We start from the raw sequence: 25,505 nt of genomic DNA on the forward strand, positions 1-25,505 counted from the left end.
TCGGCTCCTTGCTTTCCAATTCCTCTTTGTATAAAAAAGTCTATTTGTGTCAAACTAACTTTGCAACGTCGCATAAACGCAAGGAGATTGTGTCGAATGAACAAAAAGAATTTCAAACAAAGCAAAGCAACGGATGGCATTGATGTTGAGTTCTCTCGCGAACTCGCTGACCACAATGACTTAGAAGCAAACGCACGTGCAAATGCCGCTGATGCACGTCAAAAGCGCCAATCAACCGAAAAATAAGGTACATCACAACCTTATTCTTTTCAAAAGGGACCTACTACCCAACAAAATAAACCGAGAGACATCTCTCGGTTTATTTTCTATATTTTTTTGCATAATGAGCCAAAGTAAGCAACGGATATATATGAGCATAACTATGATAACGAATATAAAACCCACCTGGTAAACCTGTTCCAGTAGGATATTTTTCATTTATATAAGAGTTGGAGAGCAAATATGAAATACCTTTTCGAATAACTGGCGTTTCTTTATCATAGTAAGAAATGAGGGCATCTAACGCCCATGCTGTTTGGGATGGTGTACTAAATGGCAAAGTAACAAATCTTTTTTCCACACTACTTTGGCAAGATTCTCCCCAGCCACCATCTTCATGCTGTATATGTTCAAGCCATAAAGCTGCTCGTTTCACTGATGGATCGCTAGATGGTATTCCTAGTGACCGTAAACCAGTCAACACTGCCCACGTACCATATATATAACAAATTCCCCATTTCCCATACCACGATCCATTTTCCTCTTGTACATTCATTAACCAATTTATCGCACTTTGTTTTTGTTTCTCGGGCAATTCATTTTGCGTATACGTTCCGAAAAATTCTAATACTCTTCCTGTAATATCTGGTGTAGAAGGATCTGTAATCATATCACTTGCATTTTCGATTGGTAAATTTGCTAATATACGGCTCGTTACCCCTTTTTCAAAAGCCCCCCAACCACCATCATTATTTTGCAATCCTTTAACCCAATTAACCGCTCGCTTCCAAGCAGTGTCTACATTTTCGTTCCCTCTACTTCGCGCCAATGCTCTTAACGCAGCAGTTGTATCATCAATATCTGGAATCGTCGTATTCACATCCGAAAAACCCCAACCACCTGGGAAGAGATCCGGTGCATGTACACTCCAATCTACTTTCTTCGTTTGCTGTTTTCTTAGTAAATATGCTGATGCATTGTGAATCACTTTACTTGCTTTCGGAACTTGAGCTTCTTGCAAAGCATAACTGAGTAAAGCTGTATCCCATACAGTTGATGGAGAGTTTTGCAAATGGCTCCCTCTCTCCATCTTCCATATATAAGATGTGATTCCCGTTATAGCTTTTTGAATAATTGGTGATTGAATAGAATGTCCTAATGCAAGTAAAGCATAAATCATATAAAACGAGGCAGTTGCGTAGCTATATAATGTTCCATTTTCATCAATACGCTCTTTCATAAAACGTTCTACTTCCTCATATCCTTTATGATGCAAAGAAAGTGGATACGTTATAATTTTCTTCACGTCACTTACTAACGTTTGAAAAACTGGAGACCGATCCTCCCGAAACCATTCTCCGCCCCCGCCTGCAATGTGATTTAAATTTGGCAATAACTTTTTCCCTACTCGAAATCTTTTATTTAAACACAACATCATCGGAATTAAATGAATACGTGCTGAGCTACTCAGTTCAAAAATACTGAGAGGGGAATCATTCTGCAGAAACATAATTGGTGTTGGCAAATGAAAGAGAGAAGGATATTCATATTCTCCATGAATCGCTAATAAAAACTTCGTCATAAAATGAGCACGCGCTACCCCACCGCGCTCATTTATAAACATTTCCGCTCGCTTCATATTCGCATCTTCTTTTGTATATTTTTCCGATGCAAGTAAGGCAGCATAAGATTGAATTGTAGCAGATAAATTACCACCCATTTCATCTTCATACAATTTCCATGTTCCTTCATTTGTTTGAAGTGATGCTAATCTTTTTACAAACGGTTCTATCTCTTTATCTCTACCTAATAATTTTAATAAAAAAATCATATGACAATCTGTTAGTGGCGCTCCTTCAAAACAAAACTGCCACGTACCATCTTGCCGTTGCATTGTTTGAAGTGCAGTTGTTCTTCTCGCTATTTCTTCATGCACTTTTTCATATAATAACAAGTTACTCACCCACCCTTTCGAAATCCGTATAACGATATTCAAAAAGGTAGCTGAATATGTATAAAAACAAAGAAAAGCAGAACATATAAAATGTTCCGCTCATAAACAATATCCTACTCCGACAATAATCCCTAATAAAGCACCAACTACTACTTCATACGGTGTATGCCCAACAAGTTCATTTAACTTCTTATATTCTGTTTGTCTACCGTGAAAAAACTCATTCAATATTTTTGCTTGTTTACTTACTGCAAGCCTTACTCCTGAAGCATCATACATAACAATAATGGCAAAAATAGTAGCAACCGCAAACATCGAGCTTTCCACACCTTCTACTACCCCAACTCCTGTAGCAAGTGCTGTAACAGTTGAAGCATGAGAACTCGGCATCCCACCTGAAGCGAAAAACTTTGCAAAATCAAATTCACCCGTTTTGACTAATTTAAAGACTACTTTCGTTAATTGTGCTAAAAACCATGAAATTACAGCGGCCATAAGCGGATCATTATGTAAAATTGTTTCCACGTTCTCAGCTCCCTACTAGCTATGATGGAAATCCTATATAGTATCAGTATAAAGAAAAATGCGTAGAAAATACTACGCATTATGATACTTTTGCTGATTTATTTTTTATAAATTTCGGTTGTTTCTGCACTAAAAACTTTGTCTTCGCTACCGAGAATACAAATAAAGCAACCCATATACAGAAAAATGCAATCATATGTGTAGATGTGAAATGTTCACCAAATACAAATACACCTAAAATTAAGCTAATTGTTGGCGCAATATATTGTAAAAATCCCACCATATAAAGCGGAATAAGTTGTGCTCCTTTTGCAAAATAAAATAGTGGTAATGCCGTTACAATACCTGCTCCTATTAAAAGTAACGTTGATAACATTGAAATAGATCCAAATGAGCCGAAACCATGTGCTCCTGTCATAACAAGATAAATGATTGCAAACGGCGTCACTAACATCGTTTCCATCGTAAGTCCAATTGTGGCATCATAGTTTAACAGTTTTTTCGTTAATCCGTATAATCCAAATGAAAAGGCAAGTGAAAGAGAAACCCACGGAATAGATCCGAAACGTACTGTTAAAATGACAACCCCTACTCCTGCTAAACCAACTGCAACATATTGCCAAAAGTTTAACTTTTCCTTTAAAACGACTGTACCAAGTAAAATACTAATAAGCGGATTAATATAATAGCCAAGACTCGCTTCAATAACATGATTATGATTAACGGCCCATATGTAAACAAACCAGTTTCCGCTAATCAAGACTGAAGCTATTGTTAATGACATTAATAATTTAGGTCGTTTAAAAAGATTCACAAATTCCCCAATAAACTGGCGAAACCTCTTCGTAACACCTAATACGAGTAACATAAAAACAAATGCCCAAACGATGCGGTGTGCTAATATTTCATCTGCTGGAACTTCCTCAACCCATTTCCAATAAATCGGTAGAATTCCCCACATCGTATAAGCACCAGCCGCATATAGTATCCCTTTTTTTTGCTCTGCTGATTGACTCCCCATCTTCCTTTTTCTCCTCTTCTCATTTTTTCTCCATTATACGGTCTCACATGCTCACTTTACCAATAATCAATCTGCATTTCTTTCGACATTTCTCATACAACGAATAATAAACATACCGTTATTACAACAAGTAACGGTATGCCGAAAACAAATTTCTTTTTATGAGTTTTATGATGAAACATATACATGCCGATCCAAGCTCCAACTGCTCCTCCAGCTGCCGCCGATAAAAACAACGTACTTTCTGGCGTTCTCCACTGTTTCTTCTTTGCTTTTCGTTTATCAAGCCCCATAAGGCTAAAAGCTATAACGTTAATAATAAGAAAATAAATCCATTTCATCGCTTTCTCTCCTTATGAAAAATTCGATTAATAGTAACACGAAAAAACGACGGAAACAACTGAAGAACTCTTTTTATCCAACTAGTTTCATTCCTTTTTCTTAATTAGCTACCTTCATATTTACATAACCAACTAAAATCGCAGTTAAAGCATTTAATATAGAAAAATGTTATGAGCAGAATCTTATATTTCATTACATTCATCCACTACCATATCATCAAAAAAATTGCTCTCAATCACTTTCTCATCAAAACGAAGAACTACAATTAGCCCTACATATAAAGAAACAAAATTTAGAAACCATTCCCCATTCTCATCTTTCTTAGCTAAGCATTTAAATATCTCTTGAAATTGCCCCCGCTCGTCTACAGCAACAATGGGACGTACACCAAAATATTTCAATACAAGATTCAGCTTCAGCTGTACGGATAATGATAAAATATATTTTAATAGCTTCGTGTACTCTGCACTATCTTTTTGACTATACAACTTCACAAGCTTTGGATGTAAATTCGAAATCGATAATTCCTCGTCAGTCACTCTAGTTACTTCTATCGTTTCAATCATCTTTTTCATATCCATCACATTCACCCCTTCTGAAAAAATTCTAAAGCCAAAGAGTACTTAATTCAAAATGTACAACAATTGTGCGTTTCTCGTCTCTCGTTCTTCCTCACTGACTAAATCATACTTTTTTAGGAGGTGAAAAACATCATTTAATAATTTCTGCGAATGAATACCTTGCAAAAAACTCTTTAACTCTTTAAAGATCCCTTCAGGTAAAAAATTCTTTTGACTTTCAAGCTTATTCATCACATCTTCAATAGAATGATCAATGTTACATGCCATACTAAACTTCCCCCTCTATCCTCTATAAATAATATCCTCAGCTAACGATGTAAACACTTCTCCAACAAGAGAATCTTCATCATATACAGATGAACCATTATTTTCTTCACGTTTTGCAAAAGGTATCTTGGCAATTACTTCTGCTTGCAATTGTTCTGCAAGCATTTCGCCGCCGCCTTTTCCGAAGAGATAATTTTTCGATCCATCTTGCTCTTCATAATAAGCCATATTTTCCACAATACCTAAAATCTCATGCTTCGTATGTTTTGCCATTACACCGACTCTTGAAGCAACGAATGAAGCTACATTGTGCGGAGTTGTAACAATTATTTCTTTCGCTTGCGGAATCATCGCTGCAACATCAATCGCAACATCTCCTGTACCTGGTGGTAAATCAAGTAATAAATAATCTAATTCTCCCCAGTGCGTATTCGCAAGGAAATTTTGAATCCATTTATTTAGCATCGGTCCGCGCCACATAACTGGGTTATTTCCTTCTGTAAAAAATCCCATCGACATGATTTTAACACCGTGACTAATGACTGGAATTGCCGTTTGATCAATCATCGTTGGTTTCGTATTCGTTTCCATCATAGCTGGAATACTAAAACCATATATATCTGCATCTAATATCCCCACTTTCTTGCCCATACGAGCTAGTGCAGTTGCAAGATTAATTGTCACCGTTGATTTTCCAACTCCGCCTTTTCCACTCGTTACAGTAATAAAACGTACTCCTGAATCCGGGCGAAGCATGCTCGGCATACCAGTTTCTGTTCTAGTATTTTTCTTTAACTTCTCTGTTAAAGCTGCACGTTCTTCTTGTGTCATAGAACCAAATGTTACATCCACTTTAGAAGCACCAATTGCGTGAAGTGATTCTTCAATATCTTGTTGAATTTTTGCTTTTAACGGACAACCTTGGATTGTTAGTACTACTTCAAGTTTAACCTCTGTTCCGTTCATTTGTACATTTCTAACCATATTTAATTCTACAACACTTTTGTGTAACTCTGGGTCCTCTACATGTTTTAATGCATTCATTATTTGTTCTTGAGTAAGCATGGAACTCATCCCTTCTCTTATTCTAATTTATATACAACATCTTCTTGGCGCTTCATCTGGTGAAAAAGCTTATTACCCGCCGCTAACGGGCGGGATTAATGCGACTATATCTCCAGCCTTTATCATCTCTTCATTCATTACAAGCTCCTCATTAACAGCCACCATCACTTTATCCAGCGATTGTAAACAATAGCTGACTTTGAGCCATTCTTTTAATTGCTGCACTGTCATTTCTTGCTTTTCTGAAATTACTAATCGATCCGATCCAACTTCCTCACGCAGATTTGCAAATAATAAAATTGTAATCATTTTCTCATTCTTCCTTCTTTGGTTTTCCTTCTGGATATGGTGTGTTTTCAAGTTGATCTCCAATCCACATCGTTCCATCTTCCCAAAATTCTTTTTTCCAAATTGGAACAATTCGTTTTATACGTTCAATCGCGTACTCATTCGCTTCATAAGCTACTTTACGATGCGGTGATGAAACTGCAATGACTACCGCAATATCCATTATTTCTAGCCGCCCTACACGGTGCGTAATTGCTACTTTTGCATCCGGCCATCTTTCACTAATCTCTTCACCAATTCTCATAAGTTGTTTTACTGCCATCGGTTTATATGCTTCATACTCTAAATGTAGCGTTCGTTTTCCTTTTGTTAATTCTCTCACCGTACCAATGAATGTTGTAATCGCACCTGCTTCCCTTCTTGCGACTTTATTCGTTACTTCTTCAACTAAAATCGGATTATCTACAATTTCAAATAGCGCTTGTCTCATTAGAACCACCTCTCACTTTATGAAATGTCCAAGGCCATTCACTACCTTCGTTATCTTCTAATAATAGAACATCAACAAACATATCTTTTTTATATCCTCTTGTCCCGCCCGGCAATACGATAAACGCATTTGATTCTGCCAATGAAGAAACTGAGCTAGATTTATCAAACCCTGATGGATAAGCGATTAATTTCCCCTCATCATATTGCAATTTTGCTCGTACAAATCTTGTAAATGGATTCGGTTTTAGAAAATCTTCTCCTAATAACGCTTTTTCTCTTTTTAAATGTACTTTTTCACTAAACATATACGTCCGAATACACGGTCTTACGAATAATTCAAACCCTACGTAACAAGCGGATGGATTTCCTGATAAACCAAATAATAACTTGCCATTTAATTGTGCTACAGTCGTAACACTTCCTGGTCGCATTGCAACTTTATTAAAAAGAACAGATGCACCTAACTTTTCGTAAATAGCTGGTAAATAATCATAATCTCCTACTGATACACCGCCCGTTGTAATTAACATATCTACTTGGCCAAGCGCTTCTTTCACAGCTGTAAAACACGTATTAAAATCATCACTAAACTTCCCAAAATATTTTACTCTGCCGCCCGCTCTTCGAATTTGAGACAATATCATATACGTATTACTGTTTCGGATTTTCCCTGGCTGTAATGAATCATCGACATCAAGCAATTCACTCCCAGTCGCTAACAGTCCAATTACAGGCTTTCTCGCAACTGGCACTTCACTATAACCGAATGTAGCAAGAAGAGCTGAAATACCTGGATTAATGTACGATCCTTTCTTTGCAAGAACCGTTCCTTTACGAGCATCTTCACCTTGAAAAGAAATATTGTCGCCCGTTTTGAATGATCGCTTCACTTCCATATAATTGTTGCCATTCTTCTCATATTGACGAGTCAGCTCTAACATAACAACCGCATCACACTCATTCGGAATTTGTGCTCCCGTCATAATTCGAACTGCTTGAAACGGACCTACTTTCTCATGGAATAGCGATCCTGCACCAATTTCACCCACCACTTCAAATACAATTGGCGTTTTATAACTTGCTAAATTAGTATCTTCTGCTCGAATAGCAAATCCGTCATACGGCGAACGATTAAATGACGGTACATCATGGTCAGCTACTAAATCCTCCGCTAATATACGTCCATAAGCTAATTCAATTGGTAATAGCTCCTTTAAGCCTTTATCAGCAAATCCCATCACTTTACGAACAGCTTCTTCAACCGTAATTGGCACTCTTCTTTCCATTGTTGACACCCTCTCTATTAACCGAATACGCGATAATATAGTTGTTTCGCTTTCGAAATATCATTTGTACCATGAATAAAAACACGACCATCTCGAAAAACAACCACGCGGTAATCATCGAATTGGCAAGATAGTAAATACGGATTCCGATCTACTTTTCCCAGTTTTTTTAATACTTTTTCTATATCATCAAAATTGTATTTCCTATTGTCTACTGTTCTAATTTGAACTGTATTTCTTCCGCATAAAACAGCTGCTTTCGTTTGATTTTCGTATGATAAATAAGGATAAGTTCGATTCAAACCGCATGAGAGACAAGCGTCTGTTTTTATTTTCCCTAATTTTATAAAATGATTTTGATTACTCCATATATCAAACATGAAAAATGTTTTTCTAATTGCTGAGAAATCTTCCACTAAAATTTTGAGCGCTTCTGCCACTTGATATGCTGCGACGATTTGAACAGTCGGGCTAATAATCCCAGCAGTATCACACGTCACACCTGTAACAGGGATATTTTTCAGCATACAATGTAAACACGGTGTCTCTTGCGGAATAATTATATAACTCATACCATATGATCCAACGCAAGAACCATATACCCACGGAATATTATGTTTTTGTGATAAATCATTTATTACAAATCGAATATCAAAATTATCTGTTGCATCAATGATTACATCTACATTTTTTAATAGACCTTCCATATTTTCTGAAGTTGCATCCATTACGAAAGCATGTATTTGTACTTCCGAATTAATTTGTTCTAGCCGATTTTTTGCAGCAATTGCTTTCGGCATTTTCTCTCTCGCATCTTGTTCAGAGTACAATTGTTGCCTTTGTAAATTACTCCATTCAACGTAGTCACGATCGATAATCGTCAACTTGCCAACACCTGCACGTACGAAACTTTCGGCACTTGCACTTCCTAATGCGCCTGCCCCTACAATTAACACATGTTTATTTCGAATTTTTTCTTGTCCTTTACTCCCAATTGGTTTGAACAACTGTTGTCGTGAATACCGATCAGCCATTACATACCCTTCCTCTCAAGAACTCTATTTCATATTAGAATGTTGTTTCTGATAACAAGCAAAGTAAGCAAAACCAACAAACCCAGCTCCTCCAATTACATTTCCGATAAAAACAGGAACAAAATTTTTAGCCAGATCCATCCACGTTAGATGACCAGCAAAAATAACAGCGGAAATGACAAACATATTTGCTACTACTTGCTGAAATCCAATCACTACAAATGCCATAATTGGAATCCAAATTCCGATGATTTTCCCGACAAAATCACTCGTCCCGTAAGCGAGCCAAAGAGCAAGACAAACGAGCCAATTACAACCAATTGCTAAAATCAAAGTTCTCCCAAATGATTCATGTAACTTCCCTTCCGCTATCGCTACCGTTTTATTTAAATACTCTCCCTCTGTTAATCCGCCAAGATGTCCAAAGCAATACGCAACGAAAATTGCTCCAATAAAGTTCATGAGAGTAATCCAAACCCAGTTATTCAGTACACTTATCAATGTAATTTTCTTTGCATAAAGCGCCATAGACAGTGACATCATATTTCCCGTAATTAATTCTCCTCCTGCTAATACTACGAGCATGAGTCCAACAGGAAATACTGCTCCTCCTAAAACATTCACTAGACTTCCCCAGCGCTCAGGTAAATTCCCTAAAACTCGAATGTTAAGTAAAAAACCTATCGCAATAAACGCTCCTCCTAAAAAACCGAGAATAAGCATCGCTGGCAATGTCTGTCTTACTTTTTGAACACCGGCCTCAATGACAAGCTCAGCAATTTGTTCCGGCTTATGAAATGCCATTACCCATTCCTCCATTTTCTCCAAATAAAAAAGCAGCTTCAAAAAACCTCCTCAAAATAAAGGTTTTTGAATGCTGCTTAATTTCTCTGCACATCTTTTACAGAGATATCAATCATCACTTTTACTATAAAATAGAAAATCCACAACTCTTGTAAATTTTCCATTTTTCACTATGACGCTAGCTTTATATATTAACCACCGATATGTGACATTTCAATTTTAGGTATTGTTTTCTTATTTGTATGATTTAAGCGTTCATCTGAATAACGATCTTCCCTATTATTCCATATATCGCGTACTACATCTGTAATGTCCTCATCTGTATGTTCAGAACGAAGCAATTCTCTTAAATCATTTCCTTTAGAAGCAAATAAGCAAGTATATAATTTTCCTTCTGCAGAAATACGAGCTCTCGTACATGATGAGCAAAAAGAATCTGTTACTGATGAAATAATACCTATTTCCTCATCGCTTCCTATATAACGATACCTAGTAGCCACTTCACCAGAATAATTTGCTTCTATCCGTTCTAACGGCATAACTTGATGAATCGTATCTACTATTTCTTGTTTAGAGACGACCTCTTTTAAATCCCAACCATTATAATTTCCAACATCCATATACTCAATAAAACGAAGAATATGCTTATTTTCCTTAAAATATTGCGCCATCTGCAAAATGTCCTGTTGGTTTTTTCCCTTTTGAACGACCATGTTTATTTTAATTTTCATTCCAACTTCAGCTGCAGCCTGTATTCCTTCCAGAACCCTTTGCACTTTGCTCCTATTACCATTTAAATAGAAAAACCGCTCTTCTTCTAAGGAATCTAAGCTAACTGTTACACGTGATAGTCCCGCCTTATATAAATCAGGAGCAAACTTTTTAAGTAACGATCCATTGGTTGTTAAACCGATATCTTCTACACCATCAATTTTATTAAGGCGCTCAATAAGCTTTGGAAGCCCTCTTCGAAGTAACGGTTCTCCGCCTGTAATCCGTAATTTTCTCACACCTAAAGAAACGAAAATACGTGTTATCCTTTCAATTTCATCAAAAGATAAAATTTTATCATTAGACAAAAACGAGTAATCAGGACCAAATATTTCTTCTGGCATACAATATCGGCAGCGAAAATTACAGCGATCAGTAACTGAAATACGTAAATCCTTTAACGGACGTTGCAACTTGTCTAATGTAACTGATTTCATCTTCATTGCCTCACTTTTATTTTATATTTAAAACACGTTCTGGATGGGTATATACATTTAAGGAGTGATTACGAATAAATCCTATTGTCGTAATACCTAAATCTTCCGCTAGTTGCAAAGCTAACTCAGTTGGAGCTGATTTTGATAGTATAATTTCACAACCGATTTTTGCAACTTTCAATAATATTTCCGAAGAAATACGACCACTAAAAACAATGATTTTATCTTTTATAGAAATATCGTTTCTTAAACAATAACCGTAAATTTTGTCTAGTGCATTATGCCTACCAATATCCATTCGGCTTAAAATAATACCATTAACATCACATAAAGCTGCATTATGAACCCCACCAGTACGATGAAACGTATCCGCAGATTGCTGCATTTCTTTCATTAACCGAAAACAATCATCGGCAGCAACCTGTACATGGACACCCTTCATTTTTTTTGCACTTAGTGCATCATTTGCAAAAACAAACCCTTGCCTACTCATACCACAACAAGACGTAATATAGCGTTTATTTTGCATTTGTTCATAATACGGATTTACTTTTGTCGTTGTTACATGCACAAATCCTTCTTTCTCCTGCACCCATACACTATCAATGTCTTCATACTTCCGAATGATTCCTTCAGACGCCAAGAAGCCTATTACCATATCTTCTATATATTCTGGAGTACTAACCATTGTAACAAACTCCTGTCCGTTCATTTTAATGGTGACAGGAAACTCTGTTACAATGCTGTCCTCTATATGTTTAAATGCTCCTTGTTCATAACGAAAGATTTCTCTTTCTACCTGTATCGGTTTCACGATCAGTATCCTTCTCTCACGTTATATTTTTATCAAAAACAAATACAGAAACTGCAATATCTTCTTCTACTTTCATATCTGAAAACAAATTCACTAATTTCGCTCCAACAAGTTCCTCCAAATGTTCACGGGAATTCGCAGCATACACTTCTTGAATCATTTTCGTTCTAGCCATATGAACCATTTCCGCACCGTCCATCGTACTTGAAATAAATTTTTCAGTAGGTGTTAAGTTTCCATAAAGAGTCGCTATAGCCATATTTTCCGCAAAAACAGTATGAATTCGTTCTGGTCCTTTTCCGAAAAGTTCCTTTCGAAGTTTTCGTATCATATCATTAAATTCATGTACTTTTTTTGACATACAATTATACCTCCCAAAAGCCTCATTTTACTCTATTATATATTTTACCAAAATGAGCCTTCCGCCCAAACTATTTCCTACAAATATTTGGGCGGAAAGGTTCACTTCATGAAGTTTATTCGTCTTTTAACCCTTTCCCCATACCTTTTAAGAAATGAAGCCCAAACCCGATAGCACGGTTAATATCTGGGTCTTTCAATACTTTCATAAGATCGAATACCCCTACTTTTTTATTACTTTCTAGATGTTCATTACCTTCTTCTAGCCCGACTAATAAACTACCTATAAGCTTTTTCGTAAGTTCTGGGTCAAGTTCAGTTAACGCACCTGCAGCGCCCATCATATTATTAATTAAATTTGTAACAGGCTCACGAGTTACTTGACCTAGAACAATTTTCGCAATTGGTTCTTTCGCTTTTAGCATTGAATTTGCAGCTTCTAGCATTCCAATGTCATTTAATTCCCCTACTATATTAAACATCTGATTTAGAGCTTCTTCATTATTAGTTAGAAGCTCTTTTAAATCATCTAACTTTTGCTGTTTTATTTCTTCCTCAGTTAATTCTTGTTTTTGAATCATTTTTATAGGTGCAGCCATAGTTTTCTCCTCCTACTTATCCGTTAAATGCACATACCCTGGACGTGCCCACTTACGATGTACCTCAATTCCAGCTTGAGGGTGACGTTTTTTATTGCGTGGGTTCGCTTTTGGCATCGGATTTTCGCCATCAACTTCTAATACTTCCATACGTACTTTTGTTTGTTTATACGCAGGTGTATTCGTACGTACATCCACAGCAGGACCTGTTAAGAAATTAATTGCCGTTTCGTTATCTGTAGAGTTCATCGGTAAATATAACTCATTCGCTTTTACACGATCTGTAACGAGTGCACGTAATTTTAATGCTCCAAAAGGAGAGACAAGACGAACTAACGAACCTGTTTTTACGCCACGTTCTTTTGCAAGGTCTGGAGAGATTTCAACGAAAACACCAGGTACTTTCGTTTGAATACCTGTTGATTTATTTGTCATATTCCCTTCATGGAAATGCTCAAGCATACGACCGTTGTTAATGTGAAGGTCAAACTCAGCTGGAAATTCAGCTGGACGTACCCAGTCAGCAATCGCAAAACGAGCTTTTTTATCTGGGAAGTTAAATCCGTCTTGGAACAGAAGTGGTGTATTCGTTCCATCAAAACTTCCCCAATGGAAACTGTTCCATCCTTCAAGCACTTCATAGTTCGCTTGCGAGAACAATGGTGATAAACTTGCCATCTCAGCAAAGATTTCACTTGGGTGGCTATAATTCCAGTTTGCACCTAGTTTATTCGCAACTTCCTGGACGATCCACCAGTCTGGTTTCGCATCTCCTAGCGTAGGAAGAACTTGATATAATCTTTGGACACGGCGCTCTGTATTTGTGAAAGTACCTTCTTTCTCAAGAGATGGCGCTGCTGGTAATACAACATCTGCATATTGAGCAGTTTTAGAAAGGAAAACATCTTGCACAACGAAGAAATCAAGGCTCGATAACACTTCATGTACATGATTTGCATTAGAATCTACAAGAGCCATATCTTCTCCTACAAGATACATTGCTTTCATTTTTCCTTCGTCAATTGCGTGAAGCATTTCGATATTATTAAGACCTGGTTCACTATCAATTTTCACTCCGTAAGCAGTTTCAAATTTCGCACGTTCCATTTCGTTAGTAACGTGCTGATATCCTGGAAGCCATCCTGGTAAAGTCCCCATATCACAAGCACCTTGTACGTTATTGTGGCCTCGAAGTGGGTATGCACCTGCTCCTGGACGACGATAGTTCCCTGTTGCAAGAAGTAAGTTTGAAATTGCAGCGGAAGTATCAGAACCACCTGTATTTTGCGTTACCCCCATACCCCAAAGGATACATGTACCATCTGCATCACGAATCATTTCAGCCATTTGAATAAGTGTTTCTTTTGAAATGCCTGTTACTTCTTCTGCATATTCAAGTGTATATTCCTCTAGGCTTTCTTTGAAATCTTCAAAGAAGTTTACATTCTCATTAATGAATTCCTGATCATGCCAACCTTGATCGATCATATATTTCGTAACAGCCATTAACCAAACTTGATCTGTTCCTTGTTTTGGACTAATAAAGACATCTGATCGCTCTGCCATTTCGGTTTTACGAAGATCAGCTACAATTAACTTTTGTCCGTGTAATTTATGTGCACGTTTAATACGTGTAGCTAGAACAGGATGACCTTCTGTCGGATTACATCCTACAATAATAACAAGACCAGATTGCGCAATATCTTTAATCGTTCCGGCATCACCGCCCATACCAATTGTACGGAACAAACCATCCGTTGCTGGTGATTGGCAATAACGTGAGCAGTTATCAATATTATTCGTTCCAAATACTTGTCGAGCTAATTTTTGAATTACATAATTGTCTTCATTTGTAATTTTAGAGGAAGAAATGAATCCGATAGAACCTTTACCGTACTCTTCTTTAATAGCGCCTAATTTATTTGCAACTACATTCAGTGCTTCTTCCCATGTAGATTCAACAAACGTTCCATTTTTACGAATTAAAGGTTTTGTTATTCGTTCTTTAGAATTTACGAAATCCCAACCAAATTTCCCTTTTACACAAGTGGAAATTGCGTTAACTGGTGCATCTGAAGATGGCTGTACTTTAAGAATTTTACGCCCCTTCGTCCACACTTCAAACGAACAACCTACACCACAAAATGTACATACTGTTTTCGTTTTCTTCGTACGAGTATCACGCATGGCCGCTTCCACTTCTGATACCGCAAAAATACCGCTATATCCAGGCTCAACTTCTTTAATTAAATCTACCATCGGTTCAAGAATATCTGGTTTTAATCCCGTCATAAATCCAGCTTCACCGAGCATCGTTTTCTCCATTAAAGCGTTACAAGGACAAATCGTTACACATTGACCACAGCTAACGCATGAAGAATCATTAATATTTACTCCTTCATCCCAAATAACTCGTGGGCGTTCCGCTTCCCAGTCTATCGATAACGTTTCATTTACTTGTAAGTTTTGACACACCTCAACGCATTGACCGCATGCAATACATTGATTAGGATCATAGCGATAAAACGGATGCGTCATATCAACTTCACTTACATCTACTTTCGGTTCATACGGATATTTTTGATGTTCAATTTCCATTAATTCTGCTGTATTATGCAGTTTACAGTTCCCATTGTTGTTGTCACATACTGTACAGTATAATAAATGATTTTCTAGTAACCGATCCATCGCCTCTGTTTGTGCTTCTTTTGCGCGAACAGAAGCACGTTCAATGTTCATACCTTCCATCACTACTGTCGAACAAGATCGCATTAACTTTCCGTCAACTTCTACAATACAAGTGTCACATGTTTGAATAGGATCTACTTCTGGCACGTAACAAATTTGCGGATGTTCAATCCCGTTCTCATTAATAACACCCAATATCGTTGAACCGGGCTCCGCTGTATACTTTTTTCCGTCAATTGTAATATGAACCATGTTGTTATTCATGGTCTTTCCCCCTTTTTGAGAATAAAAAAACTCCACCACGAAAATATACGCACCGCATTTCGGCACGTTATTATCATGGTGGAGTAGTTTATTAGCACATCTTGCTAAAATACCAATCCATTTATTCATAAATAAAACGATAGAGTCATAACAGGTCATATCACGATTCCATCTTTAACACTATAATTATAGCGTTAAAGTTAAAAATATACAATATAAAATTTAAACTACGCATATATCAGCTTGTAACTATCCATAATAACCCATATAAAGTGAAACTTTAATCAGTGGGGGGTTTTCTTCATCCCCCACTGATCATCAGCCCTCACCAATCGAGATAAAACATAACAAGGAGTAAGCGAACAAATGGGGTCTTTTAATAAATGGATTCGTGGTGAAAAATCTTTTTCTACCCAAGAGCAAGCTGATTACGCATTAAATAAATCTATCTCTTCTTCCCTTTCCCTTAATTTAAAGCACTTGTCCAAAATGTTTAGCGGTATTCCAGAATTAATAACACGCACTTTTCCATTAAAAAACGGACAGGAAGCTGCACTTATATATATGGAAGGACTTGTAGACAAAACTGTTATTAACGTAAACATTCTTCGTCCTCTCTTATTTAAAGAGTGGAATGAAGACGATTTTTGGGAAGCCTCTGTTTCTATCGGAAATATTAAAAAAGTTCAACAGTGGACAGACATTGAACAATCTCTTTTACACGGCAAAAGTATTTTATTTATAAACGGACAACTATCCACTTTAGAGCTTGATACGCAAGCGGCACCAAAAAGGAGCATTGAAGAACCTACAACAGAGAGCTCCATAAAAAGCTCACACGAAGGATTTAATGAAGTAGCGAGCGACAGCCTTGCACTTATTCGTCGATATATTCCAAATCGCGAATTAAAAGTGAAGGAATTCACTGTTGGTGAACGAGCTACTTCAAAGGTTTTTTTGCTTTATCTAGCAGATGTTGCGAACGAAAATGTCGTAAAAGAAATGGCATCCCGTATCGAGTCAGTAAAAGTTGATGCGATTCTTACTACTGGTGAATTAGAGGGGTTTGTTGAAGATAATTCCTTTACTCTCTTTCCGCAATTATCAATAACTGAACGCCCTGACACAACAGCACATCATATTCTAGATGGGCGAATTGCCGTTGTTGTAGATCGCTCACCAGGCGTATTAATAGGACCTATGACCTTTTCATCCTTTTTTCAGACGATAGATGATTACAGCTTCAGACCCATGATTCCATCTTTTATACGACTTCTTCGTTTCACTGGGCTATTTATTGCAATATTTGCTCCTGCTCTTTATATTGCTATGATTTCCTTCCATTATGAAGTGATTCCGCTCAAATTGTTGTTAACGATTGGAGAATCTCGAGCCAAAATTCCTTTTCCCCCCATATTAGAAGCTTTATTAATGGAATTAGTTCTCGAAATGCTCCGAGAAGCAGCGATTCGGCTTCCTGGGCCTGTTGGACAAACAATCGGCGTCGTAGGAGGAATTGTAATTGGACAAGCTGCCGTTCAAGCTGGGATTGTTAGTAATGTTATGGTTATCGTCGTATCAATTACTGCGGTTGCCTCCTTCATTATTCCTAACTTAGAAATGTCAGCAGGAATTCGACTTCTTCGATTCCCAATGATGATAGCCGCCTCTTTATTTGGCGTCATTGGAATTATGGTTGGGATGGCAATCATTATTATTCATATACTTTCTATGGAATCTCTCGGTGTTCCTTATGGTAGTCCTTTTTCTCCGTTATTTGCTTCGGATTTAAAAGATACCCTTGTACGTTTCCCATGGAAAATTATGAAGAAACGACCACTATCTCTACAATTAAAACAAGATAACCGGCAAAGAGATGTTGAGGAAAAGGAGGATAATAAGTGACAAAACGTGCAAAGAGGGAGATTAGTTTATTTCAATACATTTTAACGATTAGTGGTGTTCAAGTAGGATTCGGTGTCCTTACACTTCCGCGTGAAGTTGCACAAGGGGCAAATACAGATGGCTGGATGTCTATTATTATTGGATGTGCTCTCACTACTTTAGTCAGTTTATGTATTGTGAAAATTATGGAAAATCATCCTGGATATACTTTACTCGATGTGCTGACTCGTTATCTTGGGGAGTGGCTAGGAAGAGTAGGAATGATTTTTTGGATTTTATATGCTGTCCTTGCAGCTATTTCCTTAATTTTTTCCCTCTTATACGTTATTCACATTTGGATTTTACCTAGAACTCCAATGTTTTTAATTATGATTTTACTATCTATTCCAATGTTAATGCTAGCATGTAAAGGCGTTCTTATTATAAGTCGCTATGCTGTTTTCACTGTATTTTTCACACTATGGATGCCTTTTCTATTGTTTATTCCGCTTAAAGATGGGCATTGGATTTATCTTCTTCCTCTTCTTAAAGAAGGCTGGATACCAGTTTTAAACACAGTAAAATCAACTATCATTGCGTTTCTCGGATTTGAGTTTGCATTTGTCCTTTATCCTTATCTCAGTAATAAATCATCTGCAAAAAAAGGAATTGTTCTTGCAAATTTGATTACGCTATTTATTTATCTTCAAGTCACGTTTGTCTCTTTTGTTTATTTTAGTCCAGATGGTATAACAAAGTTTTTATGGCCGACTCTTTCTCTTGTTACACCATTTCACTTCTCATTTCTTGAGCGATTTGAAATTATCTTTTTGTCATTTTATCTCTTTATTATTTTTGATTCCTGTATTCCTTATATTTTCACTGCTTCAGATGGAATTAATCAATTACTTAACAAAAAAAGCAGTTCATTACCTATTTATGTTTTATTATTCGGGTGTATTTTCATCTTATTCTTTTATATCCCTTCCTCTTACCAAATAAGTTCGTTGCGAGAATTTTGGGGAACTGCAAGTTATTTTATCGTTTTTCTATTCCCAGTCGTATTTCTCTTATACATGACACTTTATCAGCATTGGAAAAGGAGAAGAGTTTAAATGAGGCGCTTTATTCATTTCACTATACTTTACTTTCTCATAACCTTTTTAACAGGCTGTGGAGATCGCCTCGACTTAGAAAAACAATCGATTTCATTAATTTACGGCTTTGACGCAAAAGCAAAAGGAAAATTAATTGTGTACCACGTAAATCCTATTTTTAATGAAGACGTAGAAAAAAAGTACGAAACACATGAAGCGAAAGTACGTACACCTCGAGAAGCAAAAGCAACGTTTAATAGTTCAAGTGGCGGTTTAGTATCTACAGAAAAGTTACAGCTCATTTTATTTAGCACAAATTTTTTAAAACAAGAAGGGGCTATGCCTTACCTTGATGTTTGGTATCGTGATCCTAAAAACACTGGAAACATGCGCATGGTTGCAGTAGACGGTCCAATTTCTTCAGTTATATATAATAACTTTAAAGATAAGCCTGCCCTTCCCGAGTATTTAACAGATTTAATTAACACGAACAAACTGTACAATCGGACCGTTTTTACGACATTCCATGAATTTCACAGGCAAACGTTTAATAAAGGTATAACACCTGCTATTTCAGAAATAAAAAAAGGTAAAAAGGATGTTATCGTTACTGGTTCCGCGCTATTAACTTCTCGCGGAATTTATAAAATGTCATTAAATCGTTATGAAAGCGCCCTTCTTCTTTTGTTACAAAAGAAAGCGAATACACCGGTTTCGCTTACATTGAAAATCCCTTCTACTTCAGTTGAAAGTAATAGTGATTTAAAAGATACCGATGGCGGCGATTTCGTAACAATAAATGTTCTTAGCATGAATCGTGATATCCATACAGACTATAGCGATAACCACTTCAAATTTAATGTTAAAATGGATTTAAAAATTGCTGTCTCTGAACTTACATTCAATATGGATATAGACAAAGATAGAAAGAAATTAACTTCTCTTATTACAAAACAACTAAACAAAGATTTGAACGATTTAATCCACAACATTCAAAAACAGCAACTTGATCCATTCGGATTTGGTGATTATGCGAGAGCGTTTCAATATAAAGAATGGAAACAAGTCGAAGATGATTGGCCGAGTGCCTTTTCAAAAGCTAATGTGAAAGTGGCACCAACTATGAAAATTTTAGAAAATGGGATTATTAAATAGAAAAAACACGCTACTTGTTCTTATATGAATAAGTAGCGTGTTTTCATTTCCATTACAAGTATTATTTCAATGGACTATACTTTATTTCTATTTCTAACATTACTATGTTTTTTAGCATATACAAAATATATGAAAACCCCTACTATAATCCATGCCACAAAACTAATTAAAGTAAGCTTAGAAAGGTTCAAAGCTAAATATATACAACTTACTATCGAAACGATAGGTAAAAAAGGTACTAGAGGAGCACGGAATGGCCTCTTCATATTAGGATGTGTCTTTCTTAATACAATGACAGCTATAGATACAAACACAAATGCTGTTATCGTTCCCATATTCACTAAATTAGCTAATAAATTCAAATCCACTAATCCCGCTAATAAAGCTGCTAGTATACCTGTAACCCATGTATTAAAAAATGGAGTTTGTAAACGTTTATGGACACTTGAAAGTCTTTTTGGTAACAATCCATCTCGACTCATCGAATAAGATACACGAACAAATGCAAACATAGCTACTAACAGAACTGTTGTTAGCCCTGCTATCGCTCCCACCGATAACAACCCAGCAATTCTATCTTCTCCTACAATGCGCAACGCATATGCAACCGGATCAGCAACATTTAATTCCGTAAACGGAACCATTCCAGTTAACACGAATGAAACACCTACATATAGAACCGTACAAATGAACAAGGAAACAAGTAGCCCAATTGGCACGTTACGTTGTGGACGCTTCACTTCTTCTGCGGCTGTTGCAACTGCATCAAATCCTAAAAAAGCAAAAAATACAGTAGCAGCGCCTCCTACCACACCGTGAAAACCAAACGGTAGAAATGGTTGCCAATTCTCTGGTCTTACATATTGTGTCCCTACAACAATAAATCCTACAATAACAGCCAGTTTAATAATAACCATTATATTATTTATTCGTGCACTTTCTTTTGCACCACGGCTTAATAAAAATGTAACAACTAAAATAATAAGAACTGCTGGTAAATCAATGATTCCACCCTTCCCCATTCCTGGTGCCGAAGCAAAAACCGTAGGAATGTGAATATTAAAACCTAGTAGCAATGACTGAAAATATGCTGACCAGCCTGCTGCAACCGCAGAAGTCGCTAATAAATACTCCAGCATAACACACCAGCCAACTATAAATGCAAAAATCTCACCTAGTGTCATATATGTATATGAATATACACTTCCCGAAACTGGAACTGTAGATGCAAATTCAGCATAACAGAAAGCTACACATGCACATATAATTGCCGCTAATACAAAAGATAATACAATCGCCGGACCAGCATGTTTCGCTGCTACAATACCAGTTAATACGAAAATACCTGTACCAATAATTGCTCCAATACCTAAAAGAGTTAAATCAATCGCTCCTAAAGTTTGATTCAATACTTTTTTCTTTTCTTCATCCATTGCTTTCTTTATGAAAAGACTCATTCTTTGAAACCTCTTTTTCAAGTTTATCTCTTACTTGTTACATTCTTTATTACTGTTCTATTTTAAAAATAAAAATATACATAGTTCACTTCCCCTATAGACTTAGTAACCCACCTCAAAAAAACAGAAAAATCAATTCCCTTATAGCATATTGAATTTTCAAAATATTAATGGTACAAAAAAACCATTAAGAATGCTGATTGAATTTATCATACAATTAATTATATTGTCAATAATAAATCAATCAAAAATAATCGGTTGATTATGTATCAAATGTTATTTTTATACATAATTATTTTCTCAAAAACATTGTTGTTTTCCACCTTAATATTCATACACATTTTATTACATTGATTTTCATACAATTTTCATTGCATACAATGCAATGAAAATCATAATAACCTCAAATGAGTTATTATTTAAAAATAATAATTCATTTGAGGTTATTTTACCATTTTAATACTAACAAAAAAGTGCAGATTTTCATCTGCACTTTTTTTATTCTTCCGCTTCAGCTTCTGCACTACTATTTTCAAGATGCTCCTTCTGAGCTTCCTCTTGCAGCTCCGCTGAAATCATCCCATAATAAAGTTCCGGATATAACCCAAATATTTGATATACACTTCCTAAAAACGGCATCAGAATCCCTCTTTTCTAAAGTTGTATTGCCACTTTTAAGGATTCCCTTTTCATTCATTATACATTCGTTTTTGACGTTTCTTCTTCATCTTGAACACCTAATAAATTTTGCCATTTTTTATACGGAGCGCTATTTGGATCTACATATCCTTTTGCATGCGAGCGATCCCACAATTGTTTAATAAACATTTCTTTCTCTTTCTTTGCCACCATATCGGCACCTGTACCGTAATAGTTCTGGAAATACAACTCGATTTCATCAAGGAATAGTCTTAATAATTCATCTGATGTTTCTTCTAACGTCGGATCATACTTCGCTTCACGGTCATACATTAAAATCATATCTAAAAGATTGTGGACATGTTCTTTTCTAAGCCATCTTACATCTTGGGCTCCTAATACGAACGGATGTGTATATAAATGTCCACCTTGTATCATCGCCTTTTCTTGCTCTTCTTCAAATCGTGACAAGATGTTTTCATAAATAAACGGATTATGAAGCAACGCTCTGTGTAATTTATAACTTTCGCTTGAAATATTTTTCCCCATCGACTGAATTAAAAAGCTACGTCCTACACCGTTATATTGATACACAAACTGTCCATCAACAGCAACTAAACTAATCCAGCGATACATATATGCGTATAGTAATGCACGATTACATTTATCATAATCTAATTTTGTTTGAGTCGCGTTTAAATCTGGCATAAAGGCTGGTAAATGCCAATACTTATCTAAATGCGGCGTTAAACTAGATTTTTTACTATTTAATTTGTTTACACGGCGATAATACGATTGGAAATAGTCACCTTTATCATTCATAAATCCATTTGAAATATGTCCTGATGATAATTTAGGAAAGTCTTGCAGCGATAAGCCGTAATGCGCTCGATAACAGATCACTTCAAATGGCGAAAAGGCTTCATGTACTGTATCTTTTTCTTTAAACATTTCTTGAATTAATTCCTCTTGCAACTCTTTCTTTAAAGAAGGATGTATACCCCAATATTGTAATTCCCTATGATGAGCAACTTTCGGAACGAATGGACTCGCTAAATGGAACAGGTCTTCAATTTTTTCACGAACGTATTCATCGCGATCACGTTTCTTATAATCTGCTTCTTTTCGCAACGCTTCAATAATATTCAGTTCTAATTTATCACGATAGCGTACTTGCAGTTCGTCATAACAATAGCTCAGTATATGTTCTCGGTAGAAATCCTCTACCTTTTTCGACTGAATCTCTTCTGTTTTCGCATCACGACAGTATTCCCCGTACAAACTCATATAAATTTCCGCTGATATATCTTTCGGTAGTACACCTAAATTTAAATGTTGCTGCATATCTTGCCATATCTTTTCTTGCAGCTGTTCCTCAGCTAATACATATACATTCGTCGGGTTTGTTTTCCCTTCAAATTCCTTACTGCGCTTTTGGATTTCAAACAGTAAATTTTCACGTGTTTCATGTAAATTATCAAAAAATCTTTCCCAATATTGAATCATTTTATTAACTGCTTGATATAGCGATTGATATACAAGTTCTAATAGCATTTCTTTTCGATATTCATTTAATTTGTGTACATATTGCGTTACGATGTCTTCAAATTCTCTTTTGAATAAACGTTGCTGATTATTAATCATTTTTCCGAACCAGCCTTGTTGTTGAGCAATTTCTACTCGGCGTACAGCCGTTACCGTTCCATCAATATTACCCACATTAAATTTTTTATCGTAATTTTGAATTACATTACGCTTTTGTTCATTATTTTCATGTAGTCGATTCATTTTTTCTACTAACTGCTTTCGAATTTCATATAACATAAAACGTGCTGCTACTGGGTGAACGGGATCTGTTTTCTTTAAAAACCATGTATTTAATTGATAGGACTGCCCTTCAGAGCCACTTGGTGAAAAGCGGTCTGATTCAATCATGTCATATAAAAGTGTCGTTACATGTTCATGTACCCGGCTCGGAATCGCATACGCATATAAACGAACCGCATGATCCACTCTTGCCACTTCACCCTTCATTTGTTCCATCATTTTCAATTTCGTAGCTGAAATTTTACACTCATGTTGCAGACGATTTAATTCCTCATCTTTTTGCACCGTTCGTTGTACATAACTTTCTACAGCTTCTAAAAAAAGTTTTGATTTCGCAACTCCGAGCTTACCACCCTCTGCTCCTTCACGTGTTTCATTGTACATTTGTCTATAGAAAATATGAGCTTGCTCTGGACGGGTAGCAAGATGCTCCAAGTCCTCTAAATAACTTTTACCTCTCTCCGGCTTTTCACGTTGCATCCCACGTTTTACATCTTGATCGTATCTTTGCTTCTTCTCTTGAAACAGTTGATCTAAATGAAGCCACGATTCATCTAAACCTTGCACAGCCCATTTTAAAGCACAATATTTTAACACATGTTCATATGGATAAATGAGTTTTGCCGTTCCTGCCCCGCAATATCGTCCTTTTCCGCTTGATTCTGCTAATTGCTGAATTTGATTGTCTTCCTGTGCAAAATGACTTGTGGACATCGGGCTAAATAACTGTAAATAAATTGTATTTGCCATCTGTTCCATATAGTCTGATAAATTGTGTAAATGGTGTCCATGTAGGTTTTCGTAATCGTATAAGAAACAATAATTGTACGGTAAATGATGTTGTTTAATTGTATGATTCGTTCTTCCGTCTTCATCTACTTGATCAGGGCGATACTCTAATTCAATTGTTACACCGCCGCGTTTTGATAATTCTCCAGTAGACCCGAGCGTAATAGCATGTAATTCTTTTAACGATGCATAGCCATTTGCTTGCACCGTTTCAAATTCTTTCGCGCTAACCGTTCTCGTCTTTACTAAAACATCCGGCATTAAAAACGCACCGCGTATTAAAATGTTATGATGCTGCAATTTCTTCCGAAGCATTTCACGTAAATATAAAGCAATTTGCAGAAACATCCCTGAACCTGTTCCGCCTGCTAGTGATGTTACTATAATGACACGCACACCATATTCCGTTTGATCACTTGTAACCGGAAAAATCTTCTCGATTTCTTGCCAAAAAGACGTCAATTTATCTTCTTTCATCGCAGCACGTAACGCTAAACGTGAAATGACGCGTAACTGTCCTGCTCCTTCTGTTAATGGTTTATCAAGTATAGTCGGATCCATCGGAAACCACTCTGGGATCGTTGGATCTCCCGCAATATACTCCCTAGGCGTTTTACTAGAACTTGTTTGTGTCTTAAACTTTCGAATATGATCGAATTTACTTAATGTATTCACATCTGTATCAAATACGTGCATTGCTACCTTTTTCCGGCGCTCTTCAGGCAGTTTTTCATATATTTGATGCGTCACAGTACTACCGATTCCACCTAAACCAATTAATATTGTTGGAACTTGTAATGTCATGTGAACCACCTTCCTATTCTTGCTTGTTTGAAAAAAGGGAAA

The 25,505-nt window shown here is 36.4% G+C and carries 24 protein-coding genes; 4 read left to right on the top strand and 20 right to left on the bottom strand.

Annotated elements, in window-relative coordinates:
* Nucleotides 1-96 precede the first annotated feature (96 nt).
* Nucleotides 97-246: a YfhD family protein gene (locus tag ACTFRU_RS05970; protein WP_001035815.1), complete on the top strand. Its 150-nt coding sequence runs from the start codon at nucleotides 97-99 to the stop codon at nucleotides 244-246.
* Between the two features lie 73 nt (nucleotides 247-319).
* Here ACTFRU_RS05970 and ACTFRU_RS05975 read toward each other — a convergent pair whose 3' ends face one another.
* The 17 genes from ACTFRU_RS05975 to fdhF all read right to left on the bottom strand — a co-directional run bounded on the left by ACTFRU_RS05975 (nucleotide 320) and on the right by fdhF (nucleotide 15,811).
* A complete protein-coding gene (locus ACTFRU_RS05975; protein WP_025708955.1) occupies nucleotides 320-2,173 on the bottom strand; it encodes a terpene cyclase/mutase family protein in 1,854 nt (617 codons plus the stop codon).
* 99 nt (nucleotides 2,174-2,272) lie between these two features.
* Nucleotides 2,273-2,698 (bottom strand): divergent PAP2 family protein, encoded by a 426-nt coding sequence (locus ACTFRU_RS05980; RefSeq protein WP_000447822.1) that lies wholly within the window; start codon nucleotides 2,696-2,698, stop codon nucleotides 2,273-2,275.
* Between the two features lie 79 nt (nucleotides 2,699-2,777).
* A complete protein-coding gene (rarD, locus tag ACTFRU_RS05985; protein WP_000535541.1) occupies nucleotides 2,778-3,719 on the bottom strand; it encodes an EamA family transporter RarD in 942 nt (313 codons plus the stop codon).
* Nucleotides 3,720-3,811: 92 nt separating this feature from the next.
* On the bottom strand, nucleotides 3,812-4,060 hold the full coding sequence (locus ACTFRU_RS05990; protein WP_000871349.1) for a DUF1294 domain-containing protein: 249 nt from the start codon (nucleotides 4,058-4,060) through the stop codon (nucleotides 3,812-3,814).
* A gap of 183 nt (nucleotides 4,061-4,243) precedes the next feature.
* Nucleotides 4,244-4,642: a hypothetical protein gene (locus ACTFRU_RS05995; RefSeq protein WP_000367302.1), complete on the bottom strand. Its 399-nt coding sequence runs from the start codon at nucleotides 4,640-4,642 to the stop codon at nucleotides 4,244-4,246.
* Between the two features lie 42 nt (nucleotides 4,643-4,684).
* Nucleotides 4,685-4,909: a hypothetical protein gene (locus ACTFRU_RS06000; RefSeq protein ID WP_000752375.1), complete on the bottom strand. Its 225-nt coding sequence runs from the start codon at nucleotides 4,907-4,909 to the stop codon at nucleotides 4,685-4,687.
* Nucleotides 4,910-4,924: 15 nt separating this feature from the next.
* Nucleotides 4,925-5,974: a P-loop NTPase gene (locus ACTFRU_RS06005; protein WP_000957518.1), complete on the bottom strand. Its 1,050-nt coding sequence runs from the start codon at nucleotides 5,972-5,974 to the stop codon at nucleotides 4,925-4,927.
* Between the two features lie 72 nt (nucleotides 5,975-6,046).
* On the bottom strand, nucleotides 6,047-6,283 hold the full coding sequence (gene moaD / locus ACTFRU_RS06010; RefSeq protein ID WP_000628503.1) for a molybdopterin converting factor subunit 1: 237 nt from the start codon (nucleotides 6,281-6,283) through the stop codon (nucleotides 6,047-6,049).
* A 4-nt stretch (nucleotides 6,284-6,287) separates the two neighbouring features.
* A complete protein-coding gene (gene moaE / locus ACTFRU_RS06015; RefSeq protein ID WP_001248111.1) occupies nucleotides 6,288-6,752 on the bottom strand; it encodes a molybdopterin synthase catalytic subunit MoaE in 465 nt (154 codons plus the stop codon).
* Nucleotides 6,733-8,040, bottom strand: a complete 1,308-nt coding sequence (locus tag ACTFRU_RS06020) for a molybdopterin molybdotransferase MoeA (protein ID WP_000442201.1) — start codon at nucleotides 8,038-8,040, stop codon at nucleotides 6,733-6,735. The genes moaE and ACTFRU_RS06020 overlap by 20 nt, the downstream gene beginning before the upstream one ends.
* A 17-nt stretch (nucleotides 8,041-8,057) precedes the next feature.
* The gene (locus tag ACTFRU_RS06025) at nucleotides 8,058-9,074 is read right to left on the bottom strand and encodes a molybdopterin-synthase adenylyltransferase MoeB (RefSeq protein ID WP_000785260.1); all 1,017 of its coding nucleotides are present in this window, start codon (nucleotides 9,072-9,074) and stop codon (nucleotides 8,058-8,060) included.
* Between the two features lie 24 nt (nucleotides 9,075-9,098).
* Entirely contained in the window at nucleotides 9,099-9,878 is a 780-nt protein-coding gene (locus ACTFRU_RS06030) for a formate/nitrite transporter family protein (protein WP_000863998.1), read from the bottom strand.
* 191 nt (nucleotides 9,879-10,069) lie between these two features.
* Nucleotides 10,070-11,086, bottom strand: a complete 1,017-nt coding sequence (gene moaA / locus ACTFRU_RS06035) for a GTP 3',8-cyclase MoaA (protein ID WP_000844127.1) — start codon at nucleotides 11,084-11,086, stop codon at nucleotides 10,070-10,072.
* Between the two features lie 16 nt (nucleotides 11,087-11,102).
* On the bottom strand, nucleotides 11,103-11,900 hold the full coding sequence (fdhD, locus tag ACTFRU_RS06040) for a formate dehydrogenase accessory sulfurtransferase FdhD (protein ID WP_000802688.1): 798 nt from the start codon (nucleotides 11,898-11,900) through the stop codon (nucleotides 11,103-11,105).
* A gap of 16 nt (nucleotides 11,901-11,916) precedes the next feature.
* Nucleotides 11,917-12,261: a DUF2294 domain-containing protein gene (locus ACTFRU_RS06045; RefSeq protein WP_000039582.1), complete on the bottom strand. Its 345-nt coding sequence runs from the start codon at nucleotides 12,259-12,261 to the stop codon at nucleotides 11,917-11,919.
* 115 nt (nucleotides 12,262-12,376) lie between these two features.
* Nucleotides 12,377-12,859, bottom strand: coding sequence for a DUF1641 domain-containing protein (locus tag ACTFRU_RS06050; RefSeq protein WP_000729897.1), 483 nt, complete (start codon nucleotides 12,857-12,859; stop codon nucleotides 12,377-12,379).
* A 12-nt stretch (nucleotides 12,860-12,871) separates the two neighbouring features.
* Nucleotides 12,872-15,811: a formate dehydrogenase subunit alpha gene (gene fdhF / locus ACTFRU_RS06055; RefSeq protein WP_001063653.1), complete on the bottom strand. Its 2,940-nt coding sequence runs from the start codon at nucleotides 15,809-15,811 to the stop codon at nucleotides 12,872-12,874.
* 366 nt (nucleotides 15,812-16,177) lie between these two features.
* Between fdhF and ACTFRU_RS06060 the strand changes: the two genes are divergently transcribed.
* The 3 genes from ACTFRU_RS06060 to gerSC are packed head-to-tail and all read left to right on the top strand — an operon-like array spanning nucleotide 16,178 to nucleotide 19,947.
* Nucleotides 16,178-17,716 (top strand): spore germination protein, encoded by a 1,539-nt coding sequence (locus ACTFRU_RS06060; protein WP_000534516.1) that lies wholly within the window; start codon nucleotides 16,178-16,180, stop codon nucleotides 17,714-17,716.
* Nucleotides 17,713-18,810 carry an endospore germination permease gene (locus tag ACTFRU_RS06065; RefSeq protein ID WP_000166518.1) on the top strand — a complete coding sequence of 366 codons (1,098 nt, stop codon included), beginning with the start codon at nucleotides 17,713-17,715 and terminating at the stop codon, nucleotides 18,808-18,810. The genes ACTFRU_RS06060 and ACTFRU_RS06065 overlap by 4 nt, the downstream gene beginning before the upstream one ends.
* On the top strand, nucleotides 18,811-19,947 hold the full coding sequence (gerSC, locus tag ACTFRU_RS06070; RefSeq protein ID WP_025710117.1) for a spore germination protein GerSC: 1,137 nt from the start codon (nucleotides 18,811-18,813) through the stop codon (nucleotides 19,945-19,947).
* A gap of 74 nt (nucleotides 19,948-20,021) precedes the next feature.
* Here gerSC and ACTFRU_RS06075 read toward each other — a convergent pair whose 3' ends face one another.
* From ACTFRU_RS06075 to ACTFRU_RS06085, 3 genes are all read right to left on the bottom strand, one after another.
* Nucleotides 20,022-21,404, bottom strand: a complete 1,383-nt coding sequence (locus tag ACTFRU_RS06075; RefSeq protein ID WP_000051661.1) for an APC family permease — start codon at nucleotides 21,402-21,404, stop codon at nucleotides 20,022-20,024.
* A gap of 498 nt (nucleotides 21,405-21,902) precedes the next feature.
* Complete coding sequence (locus ACTFRU_RS06080) at nucleotides 21,903-22,043, bottom strand: hypothetical protein (RefSeq protein WP_001116192.1); 141 nt, start codon at nucleotides 22,041-22,043, stop codon at nucleotides 21,903-21,905.
* Between the two features lie 57 nt (nucleotides 22,044-22,100).
* On the bottom strand, nucleotides 22,101-25,463 hold the full coding sequence (locus ACTFRU_RS06085; protein ID WP_000175124.1) for a tubulin-like doman-containing protein: 3,363 nt from the start codon (nucleotides 25,461-25,463) through the stop codon (nucleotides 22,101-22,103).
* Between the last annotated feature and the right edge of the window lie 42 nt (nucleotides 25,464-25,505).

Origin of the sequence: Bacillus cereus group sp. MYBK220-1, assembly GCF_051916445.1 — a bacterium.
In the GTDB taxonomy this organism is placed as follows: Bacteria; Bacillota; Bacilli; order Bacillales; family Bacillaceae_G; genus Bacillus_A; species Bacillus_A cereus.